The organism is Pseudomonas sp. yb_5, assembly GCF_043103865.1.
Taxonomy (GTDB): Bacteria; Pseudomonadota; Gammaproteobacteria; order Pseudomonadales; family Pseudomonadaceae; genus Aquipseudomonas; species Aquipseudomonas putida_Y.
Genome location: NZ_JBICKE010000102.1, coordinates 1 through 11,649, shown reverse-complemented (window position 1 = coordinate 11,649; position 11,649 = coordinate 1). Strand labels below are relative to the sequence as shown.

Genomic DNA, 11,649 nt, shown 5'->3' with positions numbered 1-11,649 from the left:
CCATCGCGAGGCAAGCCCGCTCCACAAGGAGGATGCAGCGCCTGTGGGAGCGGGCTTGTCCCGCGAATGGGGGCACAGCGCTCCGTTGCCAACTCAACCCAACACAAAAACAACATGGGTGATTCATGACATCTGCCAATAACCCGCCTCGCGTGGCCTTTACCATCGGCCTGTGTTTCCTCGTCGCCCTGCTCGAAGGTCTCGACCTGCAAGCTGCCGGCATCGCCGCCCCAGGCATGGCCAGTGCCTTCGGCTTGGACAAGCTGAAAATGGGCTGGGTTTTCAGTGCCGGCATCCTCGGCCTGCTGCCTGGCGCCCTGGTCGGCGGCTGGCTGGCCGACCGTTTCGGGCGCAAACGCATCCTGATCGGCTCGGTGGCGCTGTTTGGCCTGTTCTCGCTGGCCACGGCCCATGCCTGGAGCCTGCCCAGCCTGTTGCTGGCGCGGCTGTTCACCGGTGTCGGGCTGGGCGCCGCATTGCCCAACCTGATCGCCCTGTGCAGCGAAACCGCCGGCCAGCGCCTGCGTGGCAGCGCGGTCAGCCTGATGTACTGCGGCGTGCCATTGGGCGCGGCGATGGCTGCCGGCATCGGCATCGCCGGCTACAGCGGCGAGTGGCAAACGGTGTTCCATGTCGGTGGCGCTGGGCCGCTGCTGATCCTGCCGCTGCTGGTGGCCTACCTGCCCGAATCGGGCCAGTTCCGCGCCACCGGCCAGGCCGAGGATACGCCGAGCCTGCGTCGCGAGCTGTTCGGTCAACGCGCCACCTGGCTGCTGTGGCTGAGCTACTTCTTCACCCTGATGGTGGTGTATATCCTGATCAACTGGCTGCCGAGCCTGCTGGTCGGGCAGGGCTTCAGCAGCCATGACGCCAGCTGGGTGATGTTCGCCCTGCAGATCGGCGCGGCCATCGGCACGTTGATCCTCGGCCAGGTACTCGAGCGCCTGTCGGCCGGGGTAACCGCCGCCCTGGTATACGTCGGCCTGCTCGCCGCCCTGGCGGGCCTGGGGTTGGCCAGCGTGCTGGCGACTATGCTGGTCGCCGGTTTCTTCGCCGGCTTCTTCGCCACTGGCGGGCAGGGCGTGCTGTATGCCCTGGCGCCGCACTTCTACCCGGTCCGCGTGCGCGCCACCGGCGTTGGTGCAGCGGTGGCGGTCGGGCGTCTGGGGGCCATGAGCGGCCCGCTGGTAGCCGGGCAGATGCTCGCCCTCGGCGCCGGTTCGGCCGGGGTGCTGATGGCTTCGGCACCGGGGGTGGTGATCGCCGGCCTGGCGCTGTTCCGCCTGATCGGCCGTCGCCCGGCCTGACCCCGCCCGCCGTCCAACCTTGCTTGTTCCCCTGCTGCTCACGCGGCAGGGCACCCTACAACTACAAGAAAGTGAAGTGACCATGTACAAGGCCCCAAAAACCTGCCTGGCCCTGGCCATCGGCCTGCTCTGCGCCAACCCCTCCCACGCCGCTGGCTTCGTCGATGACAGCCATGCCGAGCTGGTGCTGCGTAACTACTACTTCGATCGCAACTACGTGGGCCAGACCCCGCAAGCGGCTGCTCGCGAATGGGCCCAGGGCTTGATCCTCAACGCGAGCTCCGGTTTCACCGAGGGCCCGGTGGGCTTCGGCCTGGACGCCAAGGGCATGCTCGGGGTCAAGCTCGACTCCTCGCCCGATCGCGTCGGTACCGGCCTGCTGCCCTACGACCCGGTCACCCGAGAGCCTGCCGACGACTATTCCGAACTCGGCCTGACTGGCAAGATGCGCATCTCGCGTACCGAGCTGCAAGGCGGCACCATCAGCACCTTCCTGCCGATCGCCTTCGCCAGCCCGACCCGGCTGCTGCCGCAGACCTTCCGCGGCGCCTACCTGCGCTCCAGCGACTTCGACCGCCTGAGCCTGCATGCCGGTTGGCTCGACCGCATCAATCTGCGCGACTCCACCGACTACCAGAAGATGAGCGTCGCCGCGCCCAACGGCCGTTTCAACGGCGCAGCCACCTCCGATCGCTTCACCTTCCTCGGCGGCGACTACGCCTGGTCCGACACCTTGACCCTGCGCTACTACCACGCCGAGCTCGACCAGCTGTACCGCAAGGACTACTTCGGGTTCGTCGACGATCGCCCGCTCGGCGCGGGCCGCCTGAAGAGTGATTTGCGCCTGTTCGTCACCGGCGAGGACGGCACCGCCAAGGCCGGCCCGGTCGACAACCGCAACACCGCGCTGATGCTCACCTACGCCTGGGCCAGCCACAGCCTGGGCGTTGGCTACATGCAGCTCGAGGGCGACACTGCGATGCCCTACCTGTACGGTACCGAGCCGCTGGTGATCACCGAAGGTACGCTCAGCTCCGAGTTCATCAACCCCAAGGAGCGCAGCTGGCAGGTCAAATTCGACCAGGACTTCGCCCCATTTGGCGTGCCTGGGCTCAAGGGCATGCTGCGCTATGTGCGTGGCGACAACATTGAGCTGGCGCGCTTCGGTGGCGGCGGCCTGAGCGAGAGCGAGAAAGACGTCGAGCTGTCGTATGTCGTGCAGCAGGGCACGTTCAAGGGCGTGGCGCTGCGTTTGCGCCACGCCTGGTACCGCAACGACTTCCTGCCCGGCGCCACGCACCGGGACGACAACGAGTTGCGGGTCAATGTGGATTACACGGTCAAGCTCTGGTAGGTGCCGGTCGGACGTCCGGGGTCAGGACGCCTTTGCCAGCTGGCGAAGGGCGACGGTTGGGTCGCGCAACAGCGCCTCATCCACCTGCGCGCGCCTGGCGATCAGTTCCTTCGCCGGGCGCATGTCCTTGCCGGCGTTGACCGTGACCGCGCCGACGATGGCGCCATCGGCCAGGCCGAGCGCCACGAAGGGCCCCTGGCCCGGGGTACCGCGCAGCAACCAGTGCGGCGCCGCCATATCGCCGGCGAACTGCACGTTGTAGCCGCACTGGTCGGTCCAGAACCACGGCACCGTGGGTGGGGCAAGGTCCTGGTCGAGCATGTCGGACACTGCGGCGGCGGCTTGCAGGTTGGCATTCTCCCAGCTTTCGATGCGAGAGCGCTGGCCGTCGGCGTCAATCTGCATCACGGCATCGCCGGCGGCGTAGATACCGGTTTGCGAGGTACGGCAGCGCTCGTCGACCACGATTGCCCCTTGTTCGCAGCGCAGGCCGGCGCTGTCGGCCAGGGTGGTGTCCACGCTCACGCCGATGCCGTAGACCAATAGGTCGCCTTGCAGTTGCGTGCCATTGTCCAGGATGAGATGGATGGCATCGCCGCGTCGCTCGGCAGCCCGGACACCGGTTGCGAAGTGAAAGCGCACGCCGCGAGCCTCATGGGTCGCTTGCAGGAAAGCCCCTATCGGTTCCGGCGAATTGCGCAGCATGGCACGCCGCGCCGGGTCGACCACGGCTACCTGCAGCCCAAGTTCGCTCAGGCTGGAGGCAAGCTCCAGCCCGATCACCCCAGCGCCGACCAGCAGGGCTCGCTTGCCGGCCTGTGCCTGGGCCCGTATCTGCTGGGCATCCTCCAAGGTACGCAGCACATGGGTGCACTCGCCCAGGGCGTCCAGTGCCGGCAGACGCCGGGGTTGAGCGCCGATGGTCAGCAGCAGCTTGTCGTAGGCCAGCGTCTCGCCGTTGGCCAGGCTGACGGTGCCGGTCTGGCTGTCGATGGCGGTGGCGCGCAGGCCGAGTTTCAAGGTGATGTCCTGCTCGGCGAATTGCTCGTGCGTGTACAGGGCCAGTTTGCCTTGCTGCGGCTGCAGCAAGGCGTCCTTGGACAGCGGCGGGCGCTCGTAGGGCAGGTGCACTTCCTCGCCGACCAGCACCACGGGCCCGGCATGGCCCTGGCGCCGCAAGGCCATGGCTGCGTTGGCGCCGGCCTGGCCGGCACCGATGATCACGATGCGCGTGTTCATAGTGCCAGCCCTCCGGCGACATTACGGATGCCGCGAATGCCCAGGCCTGCGTCGGCGTTGATCATCACGCCGCTCAAGGTCTGGTTGTTCTGCCGCGAGGCCAGTAGTACGAACGGCCCGGTGAATTCGCTGGCATCGGGGAAGAACTGCAGCGGCAGGATCGCTTTGATCGTATCCGGCGAGCGCGAATCCATGATGCGGGTGTCCTGCTGGCCCAGCGCGGTGGGGCCACGCAGGTCGGTGTTCATGCCGCACGGCCCTACGCCGTTGACCCGTACCTTGGGCGCCAGCTCGAAGGCCAGCTCGCGGATCAGGCCGACCGCCGCGTGCTTGCTGGCGGTGTACAGCGGCCCGCCGCCTTCGGGGTAGAACGCCGAGTTGCTGAGGGTGAAGATCATGCTGCCGCACGACTTGACCAGTTCGGCGGCAGCGGCCTTGGCGCCCAGCAGGTAGCCCTTGACGTTGATTGCGAACAGCTCGTCGAAGCCCTGGGCGAGTTTCTCCGCATTGGTGTCGAGCAGGCGCACGCCGTGATCCCACACGCCGGCGTTGCCGATGAAGCAATCGAGTTTGCCGAAGCGCGCCACGGCGGCATCCACCGCACGCTGGTTGTCGGCGCTACTGCACACGTCGCCCTGGGTGACGACCACATCACCGGCGAAGTGTGCCTGCAAAATCGCGCATTTTTCTGGGGAGCGCTCCAGCACCGCGAGTTTCGCCCCTTCGGCCAGGAAGCGTTCCACCAGCGCCAGGCCCAGGCCCGAGCCGCCACCGGTGATCAGCACCACTTCATCCTGCAACCAGCCGCTCATGCCGCGTCCTCCAGCACCACGTGGATGATGTCGTCGACGATGCTGACCGGGTAGGTGCGCAGTGGGTCGGTGGCGGGCTGGCACAGGGCCGCACCGCTCTTGAGGCAGAACCGCGCAGCATGCAGCGGGCATTCGACGGTAGCATCGTCTTCGATGTAGCCCTCGGACATGGAGGCGTTGCCGTGGCTGCAACGATCGTCCAGGGCATAGAATTCGCCGCCGATGTTGAACACGGCGATCAGCCGGTCGGCAGCTTGCACGGTCACGGCTTCGCCATCGGCGAGCGCGTGGGTTTCACAGACGCTGAAAGTGGTCATGGTAGGGGTACCGGTATTCGGGAGAGTCTGGATGCGGGGCAGGAGCCCCGCGTTTCAGAACAGCACGCTGAGGTTGTGCGAGGTGATCACCACCTGGTCGAGGGCGATGTCGCGGTGGTAGATCTCGAAGCCGAAGCTGTTGTCGGCGCGGCGCAGGCGGTCGATGCGCATGCCGTGGTAGCTGACATTGTCCTTTTCCTTCTGCGAACGGTGCAGGAGGTAGTTGCTGCGCACCTCGAAACCCTTGCCGTCTTCGGTTGCGCGGATGCGCAGGTTGCTGACGAAGTGGCGGGTGCGGCTAGGGGGCTCTTCGGCCCAGGCCATGCCGGTTTCCAGGCGTGCGACACGGCGCTCGAGCTGGTGCCAGTTGTCGTTGAAGATCCATGTGGTGGGCGGACCGACCTTGCGCCGGCGGTCGCGGGTTTGTGCGTTGGCACCGGTGCGCATGGTGTAGCTGATGTCCTGGGCAATGACGATCAGCCAGTCGCGAAAGCGCCAGTCATCCAGCAACTCGGCCTCCTGGAAGATGAAGTCGGCGATTTCATGGTGGGTCTGGGCATCGACGATCGGTTGCGTGTTGGGCGCGAGCGGGTCGCGGATCGCGGCGTCGTTCATTTCACCAGCTCCTGTTCATAGGCTTCGGTGCGACGCTTCACTTCGTCCCAGGACGGCGACAACAGCAGGTCCACCCAATACTGGTAGAGGCCGCGTGCCGCGGTTTCGCTGAAGATGTAGTTGGTGATGCCAGGCATGTCTTCGCGCAGCTTCTCGTTGCCCAGGCCCATTTCCATGCACAGGGTGGCGTTGCGGGCACGTTTACCACGCAAGACCTTCTGGATTTCGGTCCAGTTCTCCGAATCGTCCTGCTCGAGGAACCCGGCCGGCCCGAAGGCGCGGGTTTCGCTGCGTTCGAAGGCAGCCTTGACGTCGTCCGGTGCCGCAGCGTCGGCGATGCAGAAGTTCCACACCTCCACCTGGTTCGGCCCACGCGGGTGCCACACGCGGATCGTCGCGGTGCCGTTGAGCCAGCTCAGGGTCGGGAACATGTTGTTGTGGCCGGCCAGGCGCAGTGCGCGGATTTCGCCCAGGCGCGCCTTGGCCTCGTCGAAGGTGTCACGGAAATAGCGCGATACCTCGCCGTCTACCCACACGTTGGCGTCGGGCTTTTCGGTGAAGAAGAACCCGCTGCCATGGCCGCGTTGGCCGTACTGGACGGCGTCCTTGGCGGTTTCCCAGACCGGGCGCGCCGTCTGGTCAGAGCCCAGGGCCTTTTCCGAGTTGCCGGGCGCCTGCCCCAGCACCTGCACCGCCGAGGCGTGTGAGTAGAGGGCGTGGTACTGGTCGGAGGCGAACTGTTCGGCGGGCAGTTTCCAATTGCAGTCGATGGTCCACTTCTGCACGCCGCCGATGATTTCGGTACCGCCTTCGCGGCGGTCGAGCACGCCGTCCAGGTACCAGGCGATGTCGCCCATGTAGTCTTCGAGTTCAGGTGCCTCGGCGTCCCAGTTGCCGAATACCAGGCCCTTGTATTCGCGCACGCGGGTCACCGCCTGCAGGCCCCATTGCTTCTTGCACAGCCCCTGCGGGTAGGCACGCGGCTCCTGCGGCACGTCGATCAGTTCGCCGTCGGTGCCGTAGCTCCAGCCGTGGTAGGGGCAGGTGAACGCCTTGGTGTTACCCGAGTCGGCGTAGGACACGCGCATCGAACGATGCCGACACTGGTTGAGGAAGGCATTGATCGAGCGGTCTTTCTGACGCACGACCACGATCGGGTCTTCGCCCATGTAGGTATTGAAAAAGTCACCGGGCTTGGGGATCTGACTGACATGGCAGAGGAACAGCCAGGTGCGACCAAAGATGCGTTCGAGCTCGAGCTCATAGATCTGCGGGTCGGTATAGATAGCAGGGGTGATACGTCCGTTACGGGCGTCGACCAAAGCCTCGAATTGTTCTGGGGTGATAGCCACTCTTATTCTCCTCACCGCTTACAAGAAGGGTGTGTTTTTATTGTCGAATGAGCTGTTGGCGCCAACAGATTCGGTAAATCTAGGAGAGTGAGGGCGAATGAAGAAATACTTTCTTTGGATCTATTTATCGGTTAGACCTATAACTGGTTGACCGGCCCTGCGCCCTGTCTGAACGATTCCAAGGAAAACCAAATGGAACTGCGCCACTTGCGCTTCTTCGTCGCCGTCGCCGAAGAACTCAGCTTCACTCGCGCCGCTACTCGCCTGTTTACCTCGCAGCCGTCGTTGAGCGAGCAGATTCGCAACCTGGAGCTGGAGATCGGCTTTGCCTTGCTCACCCGTACCCGGCGCAAGGTCGAGCTGACGCCGGCCGGGGTAGTATTCTTGGATGAGGCCCGGCAGATCCTCGGGCACGTCGAGATGGCCGTGGCGCGTGCCGCCAAGGCCGCTTCCCAGCGCGAGCGCATCACCATCGGCTTCGTGCCGGCCGCCGAAGTGCGCATTTTCCCCAGCGTTTTGCCGATATTCCGGGTGTCGTTTCCCGAGGTGGATATCGTCCTGCGCAGCCTGACTTCCGAAGAGCAGGAGGTGGCGCTGGCGCGTGGTGAAATCGAGCTGGGCTTCATGCGCGGCCCGGTACGCGCCGCCAACCTGCACAGCGAAGTGGTATTGGTGGAGCAGTTTCGCGTCTACCTGCCACACGATCACCCGCTGGTGGCGGCTCCCAGCATCACGCCCAGTCAGTTGGACAACTTGCCGGCGATCAACATCGATCCGGGCTACGGGCGTTCGATCCACGATGCGCTGGCGCAGTACCTAGCTCGCCATGACGTCACATCGGGGCATGTCTACCCGTCGTCCAATCCACTGATGAGCATTAACCTGGTGGCTGCCGGGCTGGGCTATACGTTGCTGCCGGCCTATGCCGAAAACTTCATGCCCAAGGATGTTGTTTCTCGCTCATTGCCAAGCGATGCGCCAACGAGTGAACTGCTGATGGTTAGTCTACATGATATTGATGCCAACTCAGGCGCCTTGAACTATCTGAAACATATAGTTCGAGAGGCGGGGAGAAAGTGATAGAGGGAGCATTGGTTGCAGCGTACAAATCTATCGCTATGTAGTGGTCTAATAAAACCGGACACCCATTTAGGGAAACTCCGAACAAGTTGTCCATCAGCCGGAAATGGACGGATTGTGGATGCCGAAAAGCCTGATTTTCAGCCGCTGATTACTGGATAACCAAGGCACGGTCTTGGTTTTCTGCCCTCACGGGCCCACCTCTCCCGCAGCAGGCAATTATTGACCACTGCAGGAGAGGTACGCCTGTAGCGCGCAAGAGCCAGGGCAAAGCCCTGGCTTTGAGCTGATTGAGGGCTGAAAATGGTCGGGCGGCGTCAAAACGCCGCTCATTACGCGTTCAAGGCAACTTGTTCGGAGTTCCCTTAGCGAACGCCGGTTCAGATGAGACGCTCTCGTATAGGGGAATCTCGCTCCATGTTACCGAGTCTTAAAGTCCTCAGGATAACGCTGGCACATAGACAACCTGGTCACGTCCCCCGTGTTTGGCCGCATAGAGACCGCCGTCAGCGCGTTTTATTGCATCATCAACCTGCTCACCATTAGTGAGCAGGGCGCATCCGATGCTAATGGTCATCTTCCGAGGGCCGCCGGGCAACAAAAATGGCGCGCTGCCGATTGACTGACGCAAGCGCTCCGCAATCTGCGTTAATTCTTGGCTGTCTTTAACCCGTAGCAGGGCCACGAATTCCTCTCCGCCCTGGCGTACCAGCAGGTCATCTGGCCGAAGCGTAGCCCGCAGTCGGCGGGCGCACTCGCAGAGCACTTTATCGCCGGCATCGTGGCCATGCTCGTCATTGACGGATTTGAAACGGTCGAGGTCTGCGTATACGGCACCTAGCTGTAAACCTCGCTCCTCAGCCAAACGAAGTTCTCGGTTCTGAAATGCTGCCAACGCCCCGCGGTTCCATAGTTGTGTCAAAGGATCAAGCAAAGCCCTGCGCTGCCCGCGATCCATTTCAACACGCAGAGCGCGATTGACCTGAGCTAGGCTCCGCAGTTGCAAATAACCCTCGGTGAGCGTGGCTAAGTCCCGAAAATTAGCCTGTTGCGCCTCGCTGAGCTTCCGCGGCCGAGGATCGAACATGCACAGGGTGCCGATGGCTTTGCCATTTGAGGCACGTAACGGGTGGCCCGCATAGAACCGGATATAGGGTGGGTTCAGCACGAGGGGATTGTCCTCGAAGCGTGAATCGTACCTGGCGTCGGAAACCATCAAGGTATCTTCGCCGAGAATCGCGTAGCCGCAAAAGGACACATTGCGCTTTGTCTCGCTTACCTCGATGCCGATCCGAGCCTTGAACCACTGCCGATCCTGATCGATTAGGCTGATCAGAACGGTCTCCACCTGGGCTAGTTCTTGGGTGAGTCGTACCAAGGTATCAAGATAATGCTCGGCCGGCGTATCGACCAAGTCCATATCATCAAGTGTGCGCTGACGAAGTGCTTCATCAGAGGGTAGGGGACAAGCTGGCATGTCTGTTACTCCACTCCTTGGTTCGATTTTTTCCACAAACGCGGATAGAAAACTCTCAAGCATCTTGACCAATGCCGCACACGCTCGGCGCCTTCAGGCCAAGCCAGCCGGAATAGAGAGCATAGCAAACCGGTTGGCTCTATCCCGGATCCTCCAGTGGGTAATACCTGTGGCGTTGATCGACGCGGCTCGGTCGGTCGCCCAAGACCTCGACAAACTTCTCAGACCTACAGATGGCTTGAACGAACGGTTGAGGTTGTCGCCCCAGGCAGCCTTATTGGAAAACCGGTATTGACCTCGAGTTAAGTCAAGGTTTTAGAGTGGCGTCCGGACGCTTTCGCTGCTTTCGGAAACGAACTCACAAAGGACCAGGAATGGACACTCCGACTTCACTGCTGATTTTCCAGATCACCTGCTGCATTGGCTTGAGCCTGTGGCTGAGTATCAGCCTGATCAACAACCTGCAGGCCTTTGCCAGCTCAGCCGGGGCGATCGGGGAGACCATGTCGATGGCGCCGCTGGCCCAACCTCCCGCAATCAGCCTCCCTCTGCTGGTGCGAGCGATGACCTCTCACGCCATCCATCGCTTGGCCTTGTCGATCATAGTGCTGACACAGGCAGCCGCCGTTCTCGCGGCTTGGGTTGGCTGCTATGAACTGCTGCTTGGCGCCGGCCTGGAGGTAGCGCGGCCCTGGTTGAACCTGGCCTTGAGCGCAGCGCTCGGGTTCCTGCTCGCGATGCTGCTGGGCGGGATATGGTTCGGCTACTGGATCCGCCAGGAAGGGTTGCAACTGACCCATCTGCTGTTGATGGTCTGGATCCTGCTGCACTTCGTCGTACTGAATGCCCGGTGGAGTTGAACGGCCCAGGAAAGCTTGGAGCATTTCAGTTAAAAGGAGCAACAGATGAAGATGATGATCGTAGGCGCTGGCAGAGGGTTGGGCCGGGCTTTGCTCGAAGGGCTCGGCAAGCCAGGGGACACGCTGATCGGCGTATCACGCAAACAGCCGTCAGACCTGGCCCTTGCCCCGGGCATCGACCTGCAGTGGGTCGATGCCGACCTTGCCAAGCCAACGGCGGCTGTGGCACAGATCGCGGATCGGGCACCTGCCGATCTGGATGTTCTGATCTACAACGTTGGCATCTGGGAAGCACACGCCTTCAGCGAGCACTATGCATTCCTTGACGACAGCGACGAATCGATCACCAGGCTGGTCGAGGTGAATATCACAGCCACGCTGCTTCTGCTCAAGCGCCTGGTGCCCAAGTTGCTTGGTGCGCCCCGGCCGCAGTTGATCCTCACCGGTTCGACCTCAGCTCTTCGCCAGAGTGGGCGCCCGGAGGTAGCGTTCGGCGCCTCAAAGTTCGCTCTCAACGGCATGGCTGATGCGCTGCGCGAAGGTTTTAGGGATGACAACCTGGCGGTGACCGTGCTCCAACTGGGTTATCTCAATACCGACGACTCCCTGAACACGCCATTGGCGCAAGCCGCAGCACGTGGCGAGCGGCGCCAGGTACCGGTGCATGATGTGGTCACCATGGTCGACGCGCTGTTGCGCTTGTCCGGGGCATCGTTCGTACGGGAGCTGATCTTGCCGGCTATCGGTGATGAGCGCTTCTGAGGCCAAAGCACCGGAGCCTTTGCGTGAGGGTTCGGCTTTGATGTCTCAGTCGATGGAACTGAATCTTGGACCGCGTCCAGCGAGAAAAGAGGCAAGGAGCTAGGTCGTTGGGTCGCCTTCAAAATCGGGAGTCGCATAGGTCTTGAAGGCACCCAGTCAATGATGAGTCATTCAGCGCATCATGCCCAGTTCAGCATCATCCATCAGCGCCTTGGCCAACGCGCACAGGTAGTGCGAAGCCCAGATCAACTGAGGTTTATCTTCCATCAATCCATCCAGAGTCATGTCCCGTGCATAGCCCATCAGCTCGGACGCCTGTTCACGGGCACTCTGGCAAGGTATGCCGGCTTCGATGCGGAAGAGGGGATGGGTCTGGTTTTCACCTTGGTAGAAGGTGGTTTTGCCGACGGTGAATTTGGTTTCTTCTGTGGACATTGTTCAGTTTCCCCAAGATTGCTTCAGCCTGTACGGGCC

12 protein-coding genes are annotated in these 11,649 nt (G+C 62.5%); 5 read left to right on the top strand and 7 right to left on the bottom strand.

Translation table 11 applies throughout. The features are described 5' to 3' along the window. The first annotated feature begins 125 nt into the window (after positions 1 to 125). Both mhpT and ACF8GF_RS18030 read left to right on the top strand, forming a co-directional pair. Complete coding sequence (mhpT, locus tag ACF8GF_RS18035; protein ID WP_176684709.1) at positions 126 to 1,307, top strand: 3-(3-hydroxy-phenyl)propionate transporter MhpT; 1,182 nt, start codon at positions 126 to 128, stop codon at positions 1,305 to 1,307. Between the two features lie 82 nt (positions 1,308 to 1,389). Further along, on the top strand, positions 1,390 to 2,661 hold the full coding sequence (locus ACF8GF_RS18030; RefSeq protein WP_176684708.1) for an OprD family porin: 1,272 nt from the start codon (positions 1,390 to 1,392) through the stop codon (positions 2,659 to 2,661). A 21-nt stretch (positions 2,662 to 2,682) separates the two neighbouring features. On the opposite strand, the gene hcaD is transcribed toward ACF8GF_RS18030, so the two are convergent. Genes hcaD through hcaE form a run of 5 tightly spaced genes read right to left on the bottom strand, consistent with a single transcriptional unit; the run spans position 2,683 to position 6,996 of the window. After that, positions 2,683 to 3,900, bottom strand: coding sequence for a 3-phenylpropionate/cinnamic acid dioxygenase ferredoxin--NAD(+) reductase subunit (gene hcaD / locus ACF8GF_RS18025; RefSeq protein WP_176684707.1), 1,218 nt, complete (start codon positions 3,898 to 3,900; stop codon positions 2,683 to 2,685). Then, positions 3,897 to 4,712: a 3-phenylpropionate-dihydrodiol/cinnamic acid-dihydrodiol dehydrogenase gene (hcaB, locus tag ACF8GF_RS18020; protein WP_392488278.1), complete on the bottom strand. Its 816-nt coding sequence runs from the start codon at positions 4,710 to 4,712 to the stop codon at positions 3,897 to 3,899. The genes hcaD and hcaB overlap by 4 nt, the downstream gene beginning before the upstream one ends. Next, positions 4,709 to 5,029, bottom strand: coding sequence for a 3-phenylpropionate/cinnamic acid dioxygenase ferredoxin subunit (gene hcaC / locus ACF8GF_RS18015; RefSeq protein ID WP_176684705.1), 321 nt, complete (start codon positions 5,027 to 5,029; stop codon positions 4,709 to 4,711). The genes hcaB and hcaC overlap by 4 nt, the downstream gene beginning before the upstream one ends. 54 nt (positions 5,030 to 5,083) lie before the next feature. After that, positions 5,084 to 5,644, bottom strand: coding sequence for a 3-phenylpropionate/cinnamic acid dioxygenase subunit beta (gene hcaF, locus ACF8GF_RS18010; protein WP_176684704.1), 561 nt, complete (start codon positions 5,642 to 5,644; stop codon positions 5,084 to 5,086). Then, positions 5,641 to 6,996, bottom strand: a complete 1,356-nt coding sequence (hcaE, locus tag ACF8GF_RS18005) for a 3-phenylpropionate/cinnamic acid dioxygenase subunit alpha (RefSeq protein ID WP_392488277.1) — start codon at positions 6,994 to 6,996, stop codon at positions 5,641 to 5,643. Before hcaE ends, hcaF begins: the two co-directional genes overlap by 4 nt. A 192-nt stretch (positions 6,997 to 7,188) precedes the next feature. On the opposite strand from hcaE, the gene ACF8GF_RS18000 reads away from it, so the two are divergent. Beyond that, on the top strand, positions 7,189 to 8,076 hold the full coding sequence (locus ACF8GF_RS18000) for a LysR substrate-binding domain-containing protein (RefSeq protein ID WP_209965229.1): 888 nt from the start codon (positions 7,189 to 7,191) through the stop codon (positions 8,074 to 8,076). 439 nt (positions 8,077 to 8,515) lie between these two features. Here ACF8GF_RS18000 and ACF8GF_RS17995 read toward each other — a convergent pair whose 3' ends face one another. After that, positions 8,516 to 9,553: a diguanylate cyclase gene (locus tag ACF8GF_RS17995; protein ID WP_392488334.1), complete on the bottom strand. Its 1,038-nt coding sequence runs from the start codon at positions 9,551 to 9,553 to the stop codon at positions 8,516 to 8,518. 374 nt (positions 9,554 to 9,927) lie between these two features. Here ACF8GF_RS17995 and ACF8GF_RS17990 point away from each other — a divergent pair, with 374 nt between their 5' ends. Together ACF8GF_RS17990 and ACF8GF_RS17985 are read left to right on the top strand one after the other, a co-directional pair. Continuing rightward, positions 9,928 to 10,413 (top strand): DUF2165 domain-containing protein, encoded by a 486-nt coding sequence (locus ACF8GF_RS17990; protein WP_392488276.1) that lies wholly within the window; start codon positions 9,928 to 9,930, stop codon positions 10,411 to 10,413. Positions 10,414 to 10,458: 45 nt separating this feature from the next. Then, positions 10,459 to 11,175, top strand: a complete 717-nt coding sequence (locus tag ACF8GF_RS17985) for an SDR family NAD(P)-dependent oxidoreductase (protein ID WP_392488275.1) — start codon at positions 10,459 to 10,461, stop codon at positions 11,173 to 11,175. A 171-nt stretch (positions 11,176 to 11,346) separates the two neighbouring features. On the opposite strand, the gene ACF8GF_RS17980 is transcribed toward ACF8GF_RS17985, so the two are convergent. After that, entirely contained in the window at positions 11,347 to 11,610 is a 264-nt protein-coding gene (locus ACF8GF_RS17980; protein ID WP_003250694.1) for a DUF3077 domain-containing protein, read from the bottom strand. Positions 11,611 to 11,649: the final 39 nt, after the last annotated feature.

Excerpts from the sequence above, each read along its gene's own strand:
- mhpT (WP_176684709.1), top strand. The coding sequence starts at position 126 with ATGACATCTGCCAATAACCCGCCTCGCGTGGCCTTTACCATCGGCCTG.
- ACF8GF_RS18030 (WP_176684708.1), top strand. The coding sequence starts at position 1,390 with ATGTACAAGGCCCCAAAAACCTGCCTGGCCCTGGCCATCGGCCTGCTC.
- hcaD (WP_176684707.1), bottom strand. The coding sequence starts at position 3,900 with ATGAACACGCGCATCGTGATCATCGGTGCCGGCCAGGCCGGCGCCAAC.
- hcaB (WP_392488278.1), bottom strand. The coding sequence starts at position 4,712 with ATGAGCGGCTGGTTGCAGGATGAAGTGGTGCTGATCACCGGTGGCGGC.
- hcaC (WP_176684705.1), bottom strand. The coding sequence starts at position 5,029 with ATGACCACTTTCAGCGTCTGTGAAACCCACGCGCTCGCCGATGGCGAA.
- hcaF (WP_176684704.1), bottom strand. The coding sequence starts at position 5,644 with ATGAACGACGCCGCGATCCGCGACCCGCTCGCGCCCAACACGCAACCG.
- ACF8GF_RS18000 (WP_209965229.1), top strand. The coding sequence starts at position 7,189 with ATGGAACTGCGCCACTTGCGCTTCTTCGTCGCCGTCGCCGAAGAACTC.
- ACF8GF_RS17995 (WP_392488334.1), bottom strand. The coding sequence starts at position 9,553 with ATGCCAGCTTGTCCCCTACCCTCTGATGAAGCACTTCGTCAGCGCACA.
- ACF8GF_RS17990 (WP_392488276.1), top strand. The coding sequence starts at position 9,928 with ATGGACACTCCGACTTCACTGCTGATTTTCCAGATCACCTGCTGCATT.
- ACF8GF_RS17985 (WP_392488275.1), top strand. The coding sequence starts at position 10,459 with ATGAAGATGATGATCGTAGGCGCTGGCAGAGGGTTGGGCCGGGCTTTG.
- ACF8GF_RS17980 (WP_003250694.1), bottom strand. The coding sequence starts at position 11,610 with ATGTCCACAGAAGAAACCAAATTCACCGTCGGCAAAACCACCTTCTAC.